The organism is Virgibacillus sp. Bac332, assembly GCF_003667785.1.
GTDB lineage: Bacteria > Bacillota > Bacilli > Bacillales > Amphibacillaceae > Virgibacillus > Virgibacillus salarius.
The window spans coordinates 3,000,827-3,019,003 of record NZ_CP033046.1 but is presented as its reverse complement, the minus strand read 5'-3'; the positions used below and the strand labels follow the sequence as shown (position 1 = coordinate 3,019,003).

General features: G+C 37.6%; 19 protein-coding genes. All 19 read right to left on the bottom strand.

All coding sequences use genetic code 11. The features are described from left to right. Positions 1 to 19: 19 nt before the first annotated feature. The gene (gene accC, locus D9782_RS14355; protein WP_026681115.1) at positions 20 to 1,381 is read right to left on the bottom strand and encodes an acetyl-CoA carboxylase biotin carboxylase subunit; all 1,362 of its coding nucleotides are present in this window, start codon (positions 1,379 to 1,381) and stop codon (positions 20 to 22) included. Between the two features lie 13 nt (positions 1,382 to 1,394). Next, the gene (accB, locus tag D9782_RS14350; protein WP_026681116.1) at positions 1,395 to 1,892 is read right to left on the bottom strand and encodes an acetyl-CoA carboxylase biotin carboxyl carrier protein; all 498 of its coding nucleotides are present in this window, start codon (positions 1,890 to 1,892) and stop codon (positions 1,395 to 1,397) included. Between the two features lie 242 nt (positions 1,893 to 2,134). Continuing rightward, positions 2,135 to 2,755: a SpoIIIAH-like family protein gene (locus tag D9782_RS14345; RefSeq protein WP_080668668.1), complete on the bottom strand. Its 621-nt coding sequence runs from the start codon at positions 2,753 to 2,755 to the stop codon at positions 2,135 to 2,137. A gap of 15 nt (positions 2,756 to 2,770) precedes the next feature. After that, positions 2,771 to 3,409 carry a stage III sporulation protein AG gene (spoIIIAG, locus tag D9782_RS14340; protein ID WP_026681117.1) on the bottom strand — a complete coding sequence of 213 codons (639 nt, stop codon included), beginning with the start codon at positions 3,407 to 3,409 and terminating at the stop codon, positions 2,771 to 2,773. Next, on the bottom strand, positions 3,406 to 4,026 hold the full coding sequence (spoIIIAF, locus tag D9782_RS14335; RefSeq protein ID WP_026681118.1) for a stage III sporulation protein AF: 621 nt from the start codon (positions 4,024 to 4,026) through the stop codon (positions 3,406 to 3,408). The genes spoIIIAG and spoIIIAF overlap by 4 nt, the downstream gene beginning before the upstream one ends. A 10-nt stretch (positions 4,027 to 4,036) precedes the next feature. Beyond that, a complete protein-coding gene (gene spoIIIAE / locus D9782_RS14330; protein ID WP_026681119.1) occupies positions 4,037 to 5,212 on the bottom strand; it encodes a stage III sporulation protein AE in 1,176 nt (391 codons plus the stop codon). A gap of 29 nt (positions 5,213 to 5,241) precedes the next feature. After that, complete coding sequence (spoIIIAD, locus tag D9782_RS14325; RefSeq protein WP_026681120.1) at positions 5,242 to 5,634, bottom strand: stage III sporulation protein AD; 393 nt, start codon at positions 5,632 to 5,634, stop codon at positions 5,242 to 5,244. A gap of 6 nt (positions 5,635 to 5,640) precedes the next feature. Further along, positions 5,641 to 5,847 (bottom strand): stage III sporulation protein AC, encoded by a 207-nt coding sequence (gene spoIIIAC, locus D9782_RS14320; RefSeq protein WP_026681121.1) that lies wholly within the window; start codon positions 5,845 to 5,847, stop codon positions 5,641 to 5,643. A gap of 18 nt (positions 5,848 to 5,865) precedes the next feature. After that, a complete protein-coding gene (spoIIIAB, locus tag D9782_RS14315) occupies positions 5,866 to 6,378 on the bottom strand; it encodes a stage III sporulation protein SpoIIIAB (RefSeq protein ID WP_026681122.1) in 513 nt (170 codons plus the stop codon). Positions 6,379 to 6,380: 2 nt separating this feature from the next. Next, entirely contained in the window at positions 6,381 to 7,301 is a 921-nt protein-coding gene (gene spoIIIAA / locus D9782_RS14310; protein ID WP_121605064.1) for a stage III sporulation protein AA, read from the bottom strand. A 533-nt stretch (positions 7,302 to 7,834) separates the two neighbouring features. Then, a complete protein-coding gene (locus D9782_RS22980; protein ID WP_162986404.1) occupies positions 7,835 to 7,978 on the bottom strand; it encodes a hypothetical protein in 144 nt (47 codons plus the stop codon). Positions 7,979 to 8,700: 722 nt separating this feature from the next. Then, positions 8,701 to 9,342, bottom strand: coding sequence for an orotate phosphoribosyltransferase (gene pyrE, locus D9782_RS14305; RefSeq protein ID WP_026680830.1), 642 nt, complete (start codon positions 9,340 to 9,342; stop codon positions 8,701 to 8,703). Beyond that, positions 9,329 to 10,039, bottom strand: coding sequence for an orotidine-5'-phosphate decarboxylase (pyrF, locus tag D9782_RS14300; protein WP_121605063.1), 711 nt, complete (start codon positions 10,037 to 10,039; stop codon positions 9,329 to 9,331). Before pyrF ends, pyrE begins: the two co-directional genes overlap by 14 nt. Further along, entirely contained in the window at positions 10,036 to 10,947 is a 912-nt protein-coding gene (locus tag D9782_RS14295; protein ID WP_026680828.1) for a dihydroorotate dehydrogenase, read from the bottom strand. Before D9782_RS14295 ends, pyrF begins: the two co-directional genes overlap by 4 nt. Then, positions 10,944 to 11,702, bottom strand: a complete 759-nt coding sequence (locus D9782_RS14290; protein WP_026680827.1) for a dihydroorotate dehydrogenase electron transfer subunit — start codon at positions 11,700 to 11,702, stop codon at positions 10,944 to 10,946. Before D9782_RS14290 ends, D9782_RS14295 begins: the two co-directional genes overlap by 4 nt. After that, complete coding sequence (gene carB / locus D9782_RS14285) at positions 11,699 to 14,899, bottom strand: carbamoyl-phosphate synthase large subunit (protein ID WP_026680826.1); 3,201 nt, start codon at positions 14,897 to 14,899, stop codon at positions 11,699 to 11,701. Before carB ends, D9782_RS14290 begins: the two co-directional genes overlap by 4 nt. Then, positions 14,892 to 15,986, bottom strand: a complete 1,095-nt coding sequence (locus tag D9782_RS14280; RefSeq protein WP_026680825.1) for a carbamoyl phosphate synthase small subunit — start codon at positions 15,984 to 15,986, stop codon at positions 14,892 to 14,894. Before D9782_RS14280 ends, carB begins: the two co-directional genes overlap by 8 nt. Next, complete coding sequence (locus tag D9782_RS14275; protein ID WP_121605062.1) at positions 15,983 to 17,263, bottom strand: dihydroorotase; 1,281 nt, start codon at positions 17,261 to 17,263, stop codon at positions 15,983 to 15,985. The genes D9782_RS14280 and D9782_RS14275 overlap by 4 nt, the downstream gene beginning before the upstream one ends. Beyond that, positions 17,217 to 18,146, bottom strand: coding sequence for an aspartate carbamoyltransferase catalytic subunit (locus tag D9782_RS14270; RefSeq protein ID WP_026680823.1), 930 nt, complete (start codon positions 18,144 to 18,146; stop codon positions 17,217 to 17,219). Before D9782_RS14270 ends, D9782_RS14275 begins: the two co-directional genes overlap by 47 nt. Positions 18,147 to 18,177: the final 31 nt, after the last annotated feature.

The window sequence follows — 18,177 nt, the reverse complement described above, 5'->3', positions numbered from 1 at the left end:
CACTCCTTTTAGTCTATGTTTATTCCGTTTTGTCTTGTACTATTGGATTTTCTTCTAAGAACTTTGTATTAAAGTCCCCGTTGATGAATACTTCATGATCCATAATTAAACGATGAAATGGAATAGTCGTATAAACACCTTCCACAACAAATTCATCTAGCGCCCGTTTCATTCGTTTAACTGCTTCCTCTCTTGTTTTTCCATAGGTAATTAATTTCGCAACCATAGAATCATAATACGGAGGAATTCGATAATCAGAGTATACAGCAGAGTCTACTCTCACTCCTAATCCACCTGGAGGTAAATACATTTCAATAGTTCCTGCTGACGGCATAAAGTTTTTAAATGGATTTTCTGCATTAATTCGACATTCAATTGCCCAGCCTTCTAGTGTTACATCGGATTGCTTTATGGATAGCTCTTCATTATTAGCGACTTTAATCTGCTCTTTTATTAAATCAACTCCAGTGACCATTTCGGTAACCGGATGCTCTACTTGAATACGTGTATTCATTTCCATAAAATAAAAGGCATTACTTGTCCGATCAAAAATGTATTCAATAGTTCCCGCACCTTCATAACCTACAGCACGTGCAGCTTTCACAGAAGCTTCTCCCATCTTCTTCCTTATTTCAGGTGTTAACGCAGGAGAAGGTGATTCTTCAACTAACTTTTGCAATCTTCGTTGGATTGTACAATCTCTCTCTCCTAAATGAATAACATTTCCGTGTCTATCTGCTAGTACTTGTATTTCCACATGGCGAAAGTCTTCAATATATTTCTCAATGTATACACCAGCATTACCGAAAGAAGTTTCTGCCTCTTTCTGTGTAACCTCAATACCTTTTAGTAATTCCTCTTCCGATCTTGCTACTCGAATACCTTTACCACCACCACCAGCAGTGGCTTTAATAATGACGGGATAGCCAATTTCATTGGCAACCACTTTTGCTTCTTCTTCATTTTCAATAATACCATTAGAACCAGGTACAATTGGAACGTTTGCTTCGTCCATTGTTTTTCTAGCTACGTCCTTAATACCCATCTTTTGTATTGCTTCGGGAGTTGGTCCTACAAACGTAATATTGCATGCTCGGCAGATCTCAGCAAAGTCTGCATTTTCAGCTAAGAAACCATATCCAGGGTGGATAGCATCCACTTCTGTTAATATCGCAACACTCATTATATTGGTGAAATTAAGATAGCTGTCTTTACTTTGCTTCGGTCCGATGCAATATGCTTCATCTGCTAATTGAACATGTAGTGCTTCACTATCTGCTTCGGAATAAACCGCTACCGTTTCAATATCTAATTCTTTGCAGGCTCGAATAATCCGGACCGCTATTTCTCCTCTGTTAGCAATTAACAGTTTTTTAATCACTCTTTACATCCCCTTACTTAGTGTTTACACGGAATAATGGCTGACCATACTCAACTAGCTCACCATTTTCAACCAATATTTCAACGATTTCTCCTGAAACTTCTGCTTCGATTTCATTAAATAATTTCATGGCTTCAACAATACAAACAACCGTTGACTCATCTACTTTACTTCCTTTTGATACAAACGCATCTTTTTCAGGAGATGGGGCAGTGTAAAAAGTACCCACCATCGGAGATACAATTTCATGATCATAAGCTACAGCTTGACTTTGTTCTGATGTAACTTCGTTTTCAACTGGTTCATTCTTAATATTTGCCTTTACATCTGATTGTTGTACGTTCTCTACCTTAGTAGTCGGCTGTATTTGATTATCCTGAACGGATACAGGATTTTTTTGACTAGATTTTTTCAAAGAAACCGTCGTACCGTTCGTTTCATACGTAAATTCTTCTATTGATGATTGATCAATTAACTTTATAATTTCTTGTATTTCTTGTACGTTTAACATTACTGCTGGCACCCTTTCGTCTTCAAGCTTATTATTAGGTACTAATAACTCCTCTTAATATTTTACGACAAGTCCAATATAAACTTCAAGGTTTAACCTTAAAAGACAGATGTAAAAATGACCTTCCGATATCTTCTCTATTATAGCAATACTCAATAATTAAAGCGAATACAAGGGTGCTTCGTCCATGACAAAAGCAAAGAATCCGAGCAATGGTTTATTGCCCGGATCTCTTCGTTTACTTACTCTTGATCTTCTTTACTTTCCTTATTCTCATCTGCATTTTCTTCAGTTGCTTGGCTATTCTCAGACGGAACAAATGATACATCTACGTCTTCATAGCCTATTTCATCTCGAACCATTTGCATAATAGAAACTGCTTGTGATTTAGGCAACTTTTCCTCAACCTTCAATTGAACGACAACTTTCTCATCGTCTTCCATCGTTCTTACTAAGACATCCTCATAGTTAGCGGAAGCTAAAATACTATCCTCTAAAATTTTTTCTTTTGAAGACAAATTTTCTAATACATCAATTTCTTCAAGAGCCTGTTCCTTTTCTGTAGGCGTAGATGAGCTGGAAGCTACAATATCTGTTAACCGCTCTTTCTGTGCACTTCGATTATCTTCTAATTCCATTCGTAGTGAAGTGAAAAGTTGATCTTCTCCCAAATTCGATATTTCATCTACTTTGGCATCCCCTTCCGTTTCATTAGAATCTGTTGGAACAGCTTCCTCATCATTGTCTTGTCCATTATTGACATATGCTATATCCTCGCTGTCTGGTGATGTCATATAATACACACTTAATACAATCATCAGACTTAACATCGTAAGTAACCAAACTGTTTGTTTTTTTAACATAAAATAATTCCTCCTTTAATTCTTTGGCATTACGGATACTCTGTGTGTCGGTACATCAAGTACTCTAGAAACTGCCTCTACAATCCATTTTTTAACGCTTGCATGGTCAGCACCCTTAGCTACAACAAAAACACCACGTACTTCTGGTTTTTTTGTTTGTATTAGTAACGGAACTTCTTTTTCACCTTGCCTTACCAGTACAGTTTGTGCCTCTTCGGTCGAGTCTTCTACTTCTCTTGTACCGCCATTTTTATCAGATTCCTTTGTTGTTTGTTGCCCTTTCACGAGGTTTTTCTCATAGACTTTAATATTCGTAGATTCTAAATTAACCATGACCTCTGCTTCCGATACGCCTTTTATTTTGTTTAACAGCTCCTGTAGGTCCTTTGTATAAATCGTTTCCAGTTCTTCCATGTCAGAGGTAGTAGCTGATTTGTTTGAAGCAGTTTCTTTGGCAGGTTGTTCCATTGGTTGTTCTATTTGCTGTTCCAATTGCTGTTCCTCAGCCGTTTCTGGTGAAGAAGAAAATATATTTCCAACGATGAGCAACAAGATACCTGCTAAAGCTAAAATAATAATGTATCCCAATTTTTTTGGTGGGTGCTTTTTTGTGCCGTCTGATTTTTGGAATAATTTTTCTATTTTTTCTTTCAAGGTGCCCCTCCCTCCCATTGCAACGTTACTTTTTTGTTATCGAGCTCCCATACCTCTCTTAACAATGCTTGTATTTGTTCCAACTGCTCATCTTCGTTTGTGTTATCAGGGTTGTCCGTATCAATTACAACATCATCAACTATACTCACTGCTCCCTCCCCATCTTTTGATTCTCTTAGATAAACAATGACTTCATCCAAGTTTTTGAAGGTCATCTCCTGTTGGTTACCAAATTGGAACTTAATATCCGTTATCTCTACTTGATATTCTTCCTGAAGTGGTTGTTCAGCATATTCTTTTAATTGGACAGCCATTTGTTCTAAAATATATGCATCTTGTGCGTCTTCTATTTCATTTTTTTGTGATTCAATTAAATTTTCCATTGATTTTCCTTCCGTAGTTTCCTGTTCAAACTGTGCTACAGAGGCTTCTAACGCCTGATTAATATCAATCTGAAATATATAAAAAATTGGTTTTAATAAAATTAAAATTAAGATTAAACCAACTACTAATTTAATATATTTTTTCATGGAATTAGAGGGAACTAGTAAATCAATAATAGCCGCTAAGAGTAAAAACAAAATTATTTGTGTTACCCATTGGATTAATACCTGCATGTTCGTCCCCCTATCGTAAAAGCAATGTCAAATTACTTGCTACCACAATAATTACAATTGCTAGAAAAAACATAAATGATACAGCTAGCAAACACGCTAAGATAAATACAATGTATTTACTTATTGTGTTTAAGGTAGTGATGACTGGTCCATCTCCAATTGGTTGTAATACTGCTGCAGCTATCTTATATATAATCGCAATTGCAAAAATTTTTAAGGCAGGGAATAGTGCAATAAATAATATAATTAAAACACCTACGATGCCAATCGCATTTTTTAATAGTAAGGACGCACTTAATATCGTATCTGCAGCATCTGTGAAGGTACGTCCTACTACAGGTATAAAATTTCCTGTAATAAACTTCGCTGTTTTCATAGCGACACCATCTTGTATAGCACTGGCCGCTCCTTGTACAGACATGACACTTAAAAAGATGGTTAAAAAGATACCAAGTGCACCTAAACTTACCGTTTTGAATAAGTTTGCCAAATGGGTAACCTTATAATTTTCATTCAGACTGCTTACAATAATTAATAGTGCTGATAGAAATAATAAAGGCAATATAAATGTTGAAATTAATAATCCGCATGCGTGAATTAAAAAGATAATAATTGGATGAAAAAATGATACGGCAACCACATTTCCAAAAGTTGCCATCAAACCTAAAACTAGTGGTAAAAGTGCAATCATAAAGCTACTCATTGTATCAATAGCATCTTTTGCATAAGATACTGCGGAATAAAAGCTATTTAACGCTAAAAAAATTAACACGATATAGACGACAAAATACGCTATTTTACTCACCGTACTCTTTTCAAATGCATTATGCATGGTTTGCAACATGATAGAAAAGAGTGTAAGCATGAATAGAGAACCGAGTAATTTACCATTAAGTAGCAATTCATGAAAGAGAAATTCTACGAGTCCTATTAATGTATTTTTTAGCGAAAACGAACCCTGGTCTTTAATAAATTCGTAAACACTAGTTTTCTCTAATTCAGGAAGATAACCACCGTAATCTTGTACTAGTTCCCCCCAATATTTCTGTACGCCTTCCAATGAGATGTCATCTAGCATTCCGTCTTGAACATCATGAATATTCGGATTCGCTGAAATAGTAGCTTGTCCCAGAAAGAAAAAGAACAAAGCAAATAGAAGGATACGGAATTTTTTATGATGTTTCATCCACCATGAATACTCCTTTCTGGGTTATGTTAGGTTGCTGGTAAAAAGCGTAATATAGCCTCAATTACAGCTGTAATTATTGGAACAGCAAGCAATAGAATAAATATTTTACCTGCAAGTTCAATTTTGGAAGCGACAGATTCGAGTCCGGCATCTTTGGTGATACTTGCACCAAGCTCAGCAATATAAGCTATCCCGATAATTTTCAAAATTGTTTCTAAATACATTCCATCCACTTGAGCTTTCGTACCTAGTGTTTGAATTAATTGAAAGATAGAACCGATTTGTTGAATAATGGATAAAAAAATGATGACACCAGTGATGACAATTACAAAGAATGCAAATGTTCGATTAATATCCTTTAAAATAATATAGAGAATACTAGCTACTATGCCCAATGTTACAATTTGTAAAATATCCATATGATGTTACCCTTGGTAAAGAAATACGGATTTGATCTGCTGAAAAAGATCAGACAAACCGTTTATTACTAAAACTAGTACGATAATGAAACCAATTAGCGTTGCAAATTGAGCAATTTCCTCTTTTCCCATTTGTTTCAATATCGTATGGATTAGGGCTACAATTATCCCTATTCCCGCTATTTGAAATAAGATAGAAGCATCTGTAAACATCGGGTTAACTCCTTTCAACTATAGAAGCAGTAATACAACAAATATGCCACATAATACACCTAGGCTTTTAGTCATTTTTCCGTATTTTTGATAGTAATCCCTTGCATTTTCTAGCTCGCGATCTAAATGATTAGCTGCTAGCTGAATATGCTTTTGCTGTTGAAGAAAATCATGCTGACCTAATGTTTGGCCAAATTGTAATAATATTTCTTTTTCGTTATTTCCTAGACTGGAAATGTCCATTAAATCGTCTAAGGATTTCTGCCAAACAACATAAAAATCCTTACTATCTTTATTCATATTTTTATACAATTGGTCAAAAAACGAATGAATTGGAAAAGGTGTTTGTTTTTTTATGGATTCAAACGCATCTTGTAAAGGTAATTGACTGTACATCATTTCTGCCTCTAATATTTGTAGTGCATTTTTAACTTGTCTTATATGCTTTGGCCGATTTGCTAGTCGATTACTCCATTCAAATCCAATCCAAGTAGTTGTTCCTATAAATAGAAGTGCCCCTATCCATTGCATAATTACCCTCCCATTTTCTTTCTTAATATGCTATTTCCATAAGCATCATATATATGCTGAAAACTTCCTGGAGAGGGGGTACGGTCCAGCAAGATAATTCTTTGAAATATTTCTTGCTGTAAAAGCGCTTGAATAGAAGGACGACGGTTTAATTCGTCAAGTGTTTGTCCATGAATACTACATATCACTACTACCCCTGCATTAATTGCTTCTAGTAAAGCATCCACATCCCTCTTACCGCCAATTTCATCAACAACTAGTATTTGTGGTGACATCGAACGTATCATCATCATCATACCCTCTGCTTTTGGGCATGCGTCCATCACATCAGTTCGTGGTCCTATATTATGTTGCGGCACTCCTTTAATCGAAGCGGCTATTTCTGAACGCTCATCTACAACACCTACTTTTTGTGGAGGAATATGCGTCCAGCCTGACGAGATAATGCGTGTAATATCACGAATAAGTGTTGTCTTTCCAGTTTGTGGAGCTCCAACAATAAGTGTATTTAAGTAACCTTGTTGATAGAGGTATGGGACTACCTCTGAAGCTGCACCTATCTTTTCTTTGGCAATTCTGATATTTAAAAAGGTGATATACTGAATTGCTTTAACCGAGCCATTTATTGTATTAACTCTGCCTGCTAATCCAACCCGATGTCCACCTTCTATCGTCATATAACCTTCTCTTAGTTCATCTTCCATTCGATATAAAGAAAATTCACTTAGTTGATTAATCATGTGAACAAAATCACCTTTAGTTGGAATTGGATGATAGACTGTTTTATGCGTTGCATGAAATATAAGCTCTACAGGTTTATTCAGCCGTAAGCGAATTTCTTCTAATTCATCCCACCTTCTCCCAACTTTTCTACTGACTTCATTTCTTATTTGTTCCGGGAATAAACGCAATACTTCCTCCATCATCTTCCCTCACTTTTCTATATTGCTTACTAGTAAATGTATGCGCTATTGGACAAATTATGACCTATTTAAAAGTAGTTCAATAAGGGTTAAGGTAGTAGGTTCTAGTAAAACTATTAAGCATTCCGCTACGTCGATCTTTTTAACTTTAATAGTTGTATCTATTGAGGACAAACAAATCTTAACTTTTTCATTCAAGAACAAAAAGGCAAGCGCCCGATTAGAAACGTAGCGACTGGAGCGAGTCAACGGAGATAAAGGAAACACGGTGAGCTTGCAAGCCAACGATGACTTAGATGAGGACGATTTATGAATTAGCCTCGTTTCTAGGTGCTGGCTCAACACGTCCATAATTATACACATGGGCAAATTGTATAGTTTCCTAAACTATTATAAAAAACTGAGCAAAATTCGCTCAGTCCTTATCACTAAATGCTCAGATTTACGCTTCCTCTAGCTAGCTATTATGGAATAATAGCTACTGCTTGACCACCACTCCGGCTGCCCACTTCCCTTTCCGTGGGGTTTGTCCTTCAGCTAACTTTTTTGAGCAAAACCCGCTCAAAAAAGTGGATCTTCAGGTCAAACATTTCCCACAGGAGTTGAAGTGGCCGGCCTTCGCTATTATCAGGCTCTACAACGCTAGCATGAAGTAACACAGCTGCTTTTATACTCACGGATAACGATTTTCACTTTAGCCATTGTAAAAAAAGTCAACCTATTACTTATGACAAGAATTGTTGCACCTTCTCATAGCGGAGACTAATTACATAGACTCCTGCGGGATTAGCGCGAGCCGAAAATCCACTTTGCAACGTGTTCTTCTTTGCAAAGTTAGTTGAGGCCGTGCCCGCGGAAAGCGAAGTAATTAGTCGGAGCATTGCCAATATACATCAAACATTTCAAAATAACTACTTGGTTTAACGCAGTCATTGCACTGATTTTATACTTTCTTAACTTATAAGAAAGGCCTAAAGACCTTTTTATCCCGCATATAGCCTATAACTGGCAGTAAGAGAGGCTGAGACAAAAGTAATGAAGAAACAATCAAAAACGAATGAAAATTATTTCAAATTAATTATCATTCGTTCTTTGATAAAATAATTAATATAGCACCTAAAATATACGAGACTCCTTGAAAAAGAACGCTTTTTCTGCTACGATGTATCCCTGCTGAAGCCTTCCTTATCCAGCGAAAACAGCACGAGTCCGAAGATCCACGTGTTTTTCTTTACCAAAGTAGCTGAGGCCGTACCCGTGGGAGTCTATGTCCTTTGACCGCGCTTCGTATCAACATTTATTTTTGTTTCACGGCTTTTGAGTTAACTATTTTAGGTTCGTCCCTAACCCTTTCTGCAATCAATTAACAATATGTTAGACTTATAACATAAGGAACACTTTAGCTATTAAAACGACTATTGATTTTCCCCAAGTCCTCTCTCCATTTTAATAACTTTTGCTTTTCATTTTCTGTAATTTCTTTATCTAATAGTAGCGCATTCACTAATTGATCAAAGCCCGTAATGGTATGGTGGGAAAAACCCGCTTCAGTAAAAGCTGTTTCTGCAGTAGCTAATCCATAGGTGAAAATAGCAAATACAGAACAAACCTTTCCACCATTTTTTTCAATTGCTTGCGCAGCTTCAATCGAAGAACCACCAGTGGAAATGAGGTCCTCAATAACAAGCACCTGTTTACCAGACTCTAATTCGCCTTCAATCTGATTACCTTTTCCATGACCTTTTGGTTTTGATCGAACATAGATCATCGGTAGGTTTAATTCATCTGCTAACCAAGCTGCATGTGGTATTCCAGCAGTAGCACATCCAGCAATCATATCAGGCTTTATTTGCAAATCATTCATTCGTTTAATAAAGGATGTGGTAATCTGTTTGCGTACTTCAGGATAAGACATGGTTAGACGATTATCACAGTAAATTGGCGACTGTATACCAGAAGTCCAAGTAAAATACCCATCTGTTTTTATTTGTACAGCTTTGATTCTTAGTAATTCACGTACGATGTGGTCATGCTCCTGCATTTTTCCACTCCTCTTTTAATTGTTTATATGCTTTATTTGGATTATCTGCTTTTGTAATGGTTCTACCCACAACAATAAAGTCTGACCCGTTACCTCTGGCGAAAGAAGGTGTTGCAATTCGTTTTTGATCATTATTATCGGTATTAGTGAGCCTAATTCCTGGAGTTACGGTTAGAAACGAAGTCCCGCATTGTTCCTTCACAGCCTTCGCCTCAAGTACAGAACAGACAACTCCGTCAGCCCCAAACTGTTTAGCAAACGTTGCAAAATGAAGGACATTTGCTTCTACATCACCTGAAAGTAGCATTTCCTGATTCATTATCGATTGATCCATCGAGGTTAGAATGGTTACTGCGAGCAATTTCGTTTGGAAATTTGGATTGCCATTTATAAGCCCTTCCTTGGCCAGTTTGATCATCTCACTGCCTCCAAGGGCATGAACATTTACCATATCTATTTCCAGCTTAGCAATATTTTCCATAGCACGCATCACCGTTGTTGGAATGTCATGAAGCTTTAGATCAAGAAAGATAGCATGTCCATTTTCTTTTAATCGTTCGATAAGGATGGGCCCTTCTTTATAAAATAACTCCATACCAACCTTTACTGGTACACCATGTAAATCATTTTGTTCAAGAAACGTTTTCGTTTGTTCCCAATTGGGAAAATCCAATGCAAGATATATTGGTGTCTTCATGAACATATCCCCTTTCCAATTGCATCATTTACGGAATTAAAACCATACGCAGCTAATGTTTTTGGTAGTTGTTCGATAATTTCTATACAGACATAAGGGTTTTGAAAATTTGCCGTACCTACAGCCACCGCACTAGCTCCCGCTAATAAAAACTCAAGAGCATCTTCCGCGTTTACTACTCCTCCCATCCCAATTATTGGAATATTGACTTGCTTTTTTACTTCATAAATCATTCGTATCGCTACTGGTTTAATTGCTGGTCCAGATAACCCTCCCGTTTTATTTGCCAGTAAAGGACGTTTTGCAGATAAATGCATTTGCATTCCAGTAAGTGTATTTATCATCGATAACCCATCGGCTCCAGCTAATTCTACTGCTTTTGCCATTGTCCCAATATCTGATACATTTGGTGAGAGTTTAACATAGACAGGTAGATTACTTGCCTTTTTAACACGTTCTGTTACCTTTGCTGCCATCTTTGGATCTGTTCCAAACTGGATCCCGCCCTCCTTAACATTTGGGCAGGAAATATTCAGTTCTAAGGCAGTAACGTCACCTGCTTCATTAAATGCTTTTGCTACTTCTACGTATTCTTCTAACGTACTACCAGCAATATTTGCGATGATTGGTGTGGAGAAGCTTGCTAAAAAAGGCACTTCATTTTCTATAATGCTACTAACACCAGGGTTCTGTAATCCAATGGCATTCAACATCCCAGCTGCTGTTTCGGCGACTCGTGGAGTTGGGTTCCCAAATCTAGGTTCCATTGTGGCAGCTTTCATAACGATGGCACCTAATTTGTTCAAGTCATAAAATTGACTATATTCTCTACCAAACCCAAAGCATCCCGAAGCAGGCATAATTGGATTTTTTAATGATAAACCAGGTAATTCAATCGCCAAGCTCATACTAGTTGCACCTCCTGTGCAGGAAATACAGGACCATCTTTGCAAATCTTTTTATAGCCTCCGCAATCATCTGTAGGAATGACACAAGCAAAGCAAGCGCCTACTCCACAGCCCATTCTCTCTTCCAAAGAGATATACCCATGTTTTCCTGCCATTTGAGCGGTAATAGCCTGTAACATCGGTAATGGTCCACATGAGTAATAACAATCAATACTACTTACATCGTCTAATACGTTGGTTACGAATCCTTTTCTACCATAACTGCCATCATTAGTTACAATAATTGTCCGACCGAGTTCAGCAAATTTTTCTTCATAGAACACACTCTCTTTGGTTTGGAAGCCTAATACAGAGACAATATTCACCTGTTGCTCTTTTAATTTTCGTGCCAAATAGTAGAGTGGAGGTACACCGATACCGCCTCCTATAATAAGAATTGTTGAATTAGCTTTAGGTTCAAGCGGAAAACCATTTCCGCTTGGACCAAGTACATCGATGGAATTTCCAATGGGATAGGAAGCTAATTCTTTCGTACCACTACCAACAACTTTAAAAAGAATCGTGACTGTTTCCGCATGTTCATCAACCTGAGATATAGATATTGGGCGTCTTAGCATATGCCCTTTCAACTGTAGGTGCAAAAATTGTCCAGGCACTGCTGTATTGCTTATATATTTGTTCTCAAGCACCATTTCGATGGTATCTTGCGCTATGGGGCTTTTCTTTAAAATAACCATGTTCTCTTTACGCATCATAAGATGACAACCTCTTTTTGCTGCATCGGTTTAGCTTGAAATGTCATAGATTCTATTACATTAAGGATTGCATTTGCAGTATCTAAATTTGTTAAACAAGCAATACCATGTTCCACAGATTCTCTACGAATTCTAAATCCATCTGAACGTGGCTGCTGTCCTGAAGTTAACGTATTGATTACATATTGTACTTCCCCATTTTCAATAATCGAAAGGACATTTGGTTTCTCTGCACCAATTTTTTCTACTTTAGTAACTGGTATTCCAGCATCTCGAATATAAGCTGCAGTTCCTTCGGTAGCGTATAATTGAAAGCCTAATTGATGAAATCGCTCTGCATTTCCAAGCATCTCCTGTTTATCTTTATCAGCAACCGTTAATAGCACTGCTCCCTCTTGTGGTAATTTAATTCCTGATGCGATAAGCCCTTTATATAATGCTTTTTCTAATGTCTTATCATAACCGATGGCTTCACCAGTAGACTTCATTTCTGGACCTAAAATGGTATCAACACTACGAAGCTTCTCAAACGAGAACACAGGTACTTTAACGGATACTTGATCGTCTTCAGGTAAGATTCCCGTTACGTAGCCCATCTCCTGAAGCTTTTCCCCAAGTATACATTTCGTAGCAATATTTGCCATCGTTACACCAGTGATCTTACTTAAGAATGGAATTGTTCTACTTGCTCTTGGGTTTACTTCAAGTACGTATACCGCTTGATCACAAACAATGAATTGAATGTTAATCAGCCCCTTAACTTGAAGCGCATAGGCAATACGAGTAGCTGCATCCAAACATTTTTGTTTCACAGATTCACTTATTCGTTGGGGTGGATACACGGCTATTGAATCACCAGAGTGAACACCGGCACGTTCAATATGCTCCATAATACCCGGGATGATAACCGTATCGCCATCACTTATCGCGTCAACTTCTACCTCCATACCGGTAATATATTTGTCAATTAAGATTGGATGAGAGTCTGCAACATGATCTGTCTTAGCAAGATATGATTCTAATTCATGGTCATTATAAACAATCTCCATTCTACTTCCACCAATGACATAAGAAGGTCTTACTAACACAGGGTAACCAATCGTGTTAGCTACCTCTCTCGCTTTTTCCATATTTAACACCGTTTTCCCCTGTGGTCTTAAGAGCTGTAAGTCATCTACTAATAGCTCAAATTTGTCTCGATCCTCTGCTCGATCAATCGCTTCTAAATTTGTCCCTAATATCTTCACACCTCGACGTTCAAGTCCTGCCGCTAAATTAATGGCAGTTTGACCACCGAATTGAACAATAACACCTTCTGGCTGTTCTAACTGGATTACATGCATCACGTCTTCTAATGTTAATGGCTCGAAATATAATTTATCTGAAATACTGAAATCAGTGGAAACAGTCTCCGGATTACTGTTCATGATGATGGCTTCATATCCCATCTCCTTGATCGCTAACACGGAATGAACCGTCGCATAATCAAATTCGATCCCTTGACCAATCCGAATTGGCCCAGACCCAAGTACAAGGATTTTCTTCTGCTCAGATTGAATAGACTCATTTTCCTCTTCATAGGTACTATAAAAATACGGCGTTTCCGATTCAAATTCAGCTGCACAAGTGTCGACCATTTTATAAACAGGCAAAGCATTTTGTTTGATTCGATAGTTGTATATATCATCCTCTGATTGCTCCCATAAACGAGCAATATGTGCATCGGAAAACCCAAGGCGCTTAGCTTCTAAAAGCATGGAAGGTTCCTGCTTGTTACGCTTTAATTTCTCTTCAATGATGATGAGACGCTGTAACTTATTTAAGAAAAATCGATCTATTTTTGTTAATTGAAATATCTCGTCAACAGACAACTTTCTACGTAAAGCTTCCGCTAAAACAAAGATCCTTTCATCATCCGCCTTTTGCAACCGCTGTTTTAATTCATCATCACTTGTACATTCTAAATTGGCTAGCCATAATTGCTCTGTTCCAATATCTAGTGAGCGAATGCCCTTTAACAATGATTCTTCAAAGTTACGACCTATTGCCATTACTTCCCCTGTAGCTTTCATCTGTGTTCCTAAATAGCGATCGCCTGCAGTAAACTTATCAAACGGAAATCGAGGAATTTTTGACACAACGTAGTCAAGTGCTGGTTCAAAGCATGCATAGGTTTTGCCGGTTATCGGGTTAATAATCTCATCCAGTGTTAAACCAACAGCAATTTTAGCGGCCATTTTAGCAATTGGATAGCCTGTAGCTTTCGACGCAAGTGCTGAGGATCTACTAACTCTTGGATTTACTTCAATAATGTAATATTGAAAGCTATTAGGATCTATTGCAAGCTGGACATTACATCCTCCTTCAATTTCTAATGCCCGAATAATTTTTAGCGAGGCATTTCGTAATAGCTGATACTCGCGATCACTTAATGTTTGAGAAGGTGCAACAACGATGGAATCCCCTGTATGAATGCCTACTGGATCAACATTTTCCATATTACACACGACAATGGCTTGATCATTTTTATCTCGCATCACTTCGTATTCAATTTCCTTAAATCCTGCTATGTTCTTCTCAATCAAGCATTGACTAGCAGGCGATAAAGCCAGACCATTTCGTGCAATTTCTTTTAATTCTATTTCACTATTACACATTCCACCACCTGTGCCACCTAACGTATAGGCTGGTCGAACAATGACTGGATAACCAATTTCCTCCGCAAACGCACAAGCCTGTTCCACCGTGTTGACAATCTGACTAGCTGGAACCGGTTCAGCCAATTCATTCATTAAATTTCTAAATTTCTCACGATCCTCTGCCTTTTGAATAGCCTCTAAGGATGTTCCTAATAAATCTACATGATATTCAGCTAATATGCCTGTTTCGTTCAACGCTACTGCCAAATTCAGTCCTGTTTGACCACCAAGTGTTGGTAATAAAGCATCTGGCTGTTCTGTGCGAATAATTTTTGTTAAAAATTCAACCGTTAGAGGTTCCATATAGACCTTATCAGCTACCGTATGATCCGTCATAATCGTTGCTGGATTAGAATTGGCCAATAATACGGTATATCCCTCTTCTTTTAATGCTTGACAAGCCTGTGTTCCCGAATAATCAAACTCTGCCGCCTGGCCAATAACAATCGGTCCAGAGCCTATTACTAAAATCTTTTTTATTGAAGTGTTTTTAGGCATATACCTTTTCCTCCTTTTTTACCTGCTCCATCATTTTTAAGAATGAATCAAATAAATAACTTGTATCTTCTGGCCCTGGTGAGCTTTCTGGATGATACTGTACAGAGAAAGCGGGGTAAATAGAATGTTCAATTCCTTCTACGGTATTATCGTTAAGCGCAATTTGTGTAAGCTTTAAATCCGTTTGTATTAAAGATGCTTGTTTTACAGCGTAGCTATGATTCTGGGATGTAATATATGTTCGATTCGTTCGGATATCCTTTACTGGATGGTTAGATCCACGATGACCGAACTTCATTTTTTCTGTATCTGCTCCACATGCAAGTGCTAATAATTGGTGTCCTAAGCAAATACCAAAAACCGGGATTTTGCCAATTACCTGTCTAATCATGTTGATTGTTTCTGGAACATCTTTTGGATCTCCTGGACCATTCGTAAGCATAATGCCATCTGGTTTGATACGTACTATATTTTCTGCGCTATAGTTATAAGGAACGACCGTAATATGACAATCACGTTTTGTTAGTTCACGAAGAATTCCATGCTTCATACCACAATCAACCACTACCACTCGTTTCCCTCTTCCAGGAACCACATACGGTTTAATCGTTGATGTTTGTGAAACCTGATTTCTCGACAATGTTATTCCTTTAAGCTGGGAGATAACTTTTTCTGGCTGGACTTCTGCATTCACAATTTTAGCTTTCATCGTTCCATATTTTCGAATAATCTTTGTTAACTTTCGTGTATCAATACCAGAAATTCCAGGTATACCATTCGCTTTTAAGTAATGATCTAACGTCTCCTCATTACGAAAATTAGAAGGATAGTCAGCAACTTCTTTCACAATAAAACCATGAATAAACGGTGTTACCGTTTCAAAATCATCTCGATTGATGCCGTAATTCCCCGACAGTGGATATGTCATCATGACAATCTGACCACAATACGAAGGATCTGTTATAATTTCTTGATAACCAGTCATCCCTGTGTTAAAGACAATTTCTCCAGTTGTTTCTTGTTCGCTTCCAAACCTTTCACCAACAAATACCGATCCATCTTCTAATATAAGCTGTCGTTTCGTCATTTTAGATCCTCCTCATAGACTATGTTTCCTTCCGAAATTGTTAAAACTGGAATAGCTGTAACCTCCCATTGATGGAAAGGTGTATTTTTACCTTTTGAATAAAACGTTTCTTTATCAATGGTTAATGACTTTTTCAAATCTATTAAAGTTAAGTCTGCGACACTACCAACATCGAGCTTGCCGTATGGTAGTTGAAATATTTCTGCCGGCTTGATCGTTAGCCAATCGATAAGCTGTTTGAGTGTAATTTTCCCTGTTTGAACAAGGTATGTATAGAGCAAAGAAAATGCATTTTCTAGTCCGACAATCCCAAATGGCGCCTCTAGAAAACCACGTTCTTTTTCTTCCTTCGCATGTGGTGCATGATCTGTTGCAATAAAATCAATTGTGCCATCCAACAATCCTTCTAATAAGGCTTGCTGATCTTCCTTTGCACGTAAAGGAGGATTCATTTTAAAATTCGCATCATCTGTTGTGATTGCCGACTCATTAAGTAATAAATGATGTGGCGTTACTTCAGCTGTTACATGAATTCCCGCCCGCTTCGCATCGCGAATAATTCGGACAGACTCCTTTGTACTAACGTGACATACATGATAATGACATCCAGTTGCTTCAGCTAGCAGTACATCTCTTGCAATTTGTACCGATTCGCTCAAAGCTGGAATGCCTGGCATCTGCATACGTTTGCTAACTTCACCATCATGCATCACACCACCATAGACAATAGAATTATCTTCACAATGAGCAACGATTACTTTATTACATGCCTTTGCTTCCCTCATAGCCTGAAGCATGTGATCCGCCGTTTGAACGCCCACACCATCGTCTGTGAAAGCAAAAATGTCTGTTTGGGCTATTTCTTTTATATCAACTAGTTCTTTACCTTGCAGTTTTTTTGTTATGGCAGCATATGGAAGAACACGAACCACAGCTTCTGCTTTTATACTTTCTAATATATTTTGAATAGTAGTCGTATTATCTGGTACTGGATTCGTATTTGGCATTGCACAAACAGTCGTATATCCACCTTTAGCAGCAGCATTAGTACCTGTAAAAATCGTTTCCTTATGTTCACCACCAGGTTCTCGTAAGTGGATGTGCACATCTATAAAACCTGGAGCCAATAGATTCCCTTTTCCATCAATAATTTGATCAGCTCTCTCCGTTATCCTAGAAGCTATTTTTGTAATAGATGTACCTTCAATGAGAAGCTCACAGCTCTCTAGTTCACCCGTTGATGACAGTTTTTTTACGTTTTTCAGCAATCGTTTCATGGATAATCCCCCGTTCCTGCAATAGTTTTTTAATAATGGCCATACGTGTATACACACCGTTGTTCATTTGTTTGAAAATTCTAGAACGTTCGCATTCTACTAATTCCGTATCAATCTCTACTCCTCGGTTAATTGGTGCGGGATGTAGAATAATTGCTTTCGGATGCATTTTCCTTTCCCGTTCCTTTGTTAATCCATATTTTCTTAAGTAGTCTTTGTTGTTTATGAAAATTTCCCGATGTCTTTCATGCTGAATGCGTAATAGCATAAGAACATCGCAACATTCTACTGCTTCGTCGATGGACAGATAAGGGAAATCAAGATTGTTATCTTTACAACCGTCAGCAGCAGCAAAATACACCTCTGCTCCAAGCCTACGTAATGTATGTGCATTGGAATTTGCCACTCTGCTATGCAATATATCACCTGCAATAACAACTTTAATCCCATGGAATTGTTGGAATTCCTGATAGATTGTTAGTAAATCAAGCATACACTGCGTTGGATGCTCTGCTTTACCAGCTCCTGCATTAATAATTGGGATACTAAGTTGATTCTTCAATTCATTCATCCAATAATCTGCTTGATGTCGAATAACTAATAGGTTAGCACCTATAGCTTCGAATGTTTTTGCCGTATCGTATAATGATTCACCTTTTTGTGTACTAGAATAATCAGCATGAAAATCAAGCACGTCCATGCCCAATTTACGCTCAGCAACTATAAAACTCATTTTTGTTCTCGTACTGGGCTCAAAGAATAAATTCGCAGCGAATAATTGCTTCGTAAATGATTGTTGCTGTAACCGTAATTGTTCTGCCTGATGTAAAACGCGAATAATTTCATCTTCCTTTAACTGATTCACAGAAAAAAAATGTCGCATAGTTCCTCCTTATCCATGCATATTTTTAATT

Coding starts and splice junctions, on each gene's coding strand:
- spoIIIAB (WP_026681122.1), bottom strand. CDS start 6,378: ATGCAATGGATAGGGGCACTTCTATTTATAGGAACAACTACTTGGATT.
- pyrF (WP_121605063.1), bottom strand. CDS start 10,039: ATGAAGACACCAATATATCTTGCATTGGATTTTCCCAATTGGGAACAA.
- D9782_RS14270 (WP_026680823.1), bottom strand. CDS start 18,146: ATGCGACATTTTTTTTCTGTGAATCAGTTAAAGGAAGATGAAATTATT.
- spoIIIAE (WP_026681119.1), bottom strand. CDS start 5,212: ATGAAACATCATAAAAAATTCCGTATCCTTCTATTTGCTTTGTTCTTT.
- spoIIIAF (WP_026681118.1), bottom strand. CDS start 4,026: ATGCAGGTATTAATCCAATGGGTAACACAAATAATTTTGTTTTTACTC.
- D9782_RS14275 (WP_121605062.1), bottom strand. CDS start 17,263: ATGAAACGATTGCTGAAAAACGTAAAAAAACTGTCATCAACGGGTGAA.
- spoIIIAD (WP_026681120.1), bottom strand. CDS start 5,634: ATGGATATTTTACAAATTGTAACATTGGGCATAGTAGCTAGTATTCTC.
- spoIIIAA (WP_121605064.1), bottom strand. CDS start 7,301: ATGGAGGAAGTATTGCGTTTATTCCCGGAACAAATAAGAAATGAAGTC.
- spoIIIAC (WP_026681121.1), bottom strand. CDS start 5,847: ATGTTTACAGATGCTTCTATCTTATTTCAAATAGCGGGAATAGGGATA.
- carB (WP_026680826.1), bottom strand. CDS start 14,899: ATGCCTAAAAACACTTCAATAAAAAAGATTTTAGTAATAGGCTCTGGA.
- D9782_RS14295 (WP_026680828.1), bottom strand. CDS start 10,947: ATGAGCTTGGCGATTGAATTACCTGGTTTATCATTAAAAAATCCAATT.
- D9782_RS14345 (WP_080668668.1), bottom strand. CDS start 2,755: ATGTTAAAAAAACAAACAGTTTGGTTACTTACGATGTTAAGTCTGATG.
- accB (WP_026681116.1), bottom strand. CDS start 1,892: ATGTTAAACGTACAAGAAATACAAGAAATTATAAAGTTAATTGATCAA.
- pyrE (WP_026680830.1), bottom strand. CDS start 9,342: ATGCAGGAGCATGACCACATCGTACGTGAATTACTAAGAATCAAAGCT.
- D9782_RS14280 (WP_026680825.1), bottom strand. CDS start 15,986: ATGACGAAACGACAGCTTATATTAGAAGATGGATCGGTATTTGTTGGT.
- D9782_RS14290 (WP_026680827.1), bottom strand. CDS start 11,702: ATGATGCGTAAAGAGAACATGGTTATTTTAAAGAAAAGCCCCATAGCG.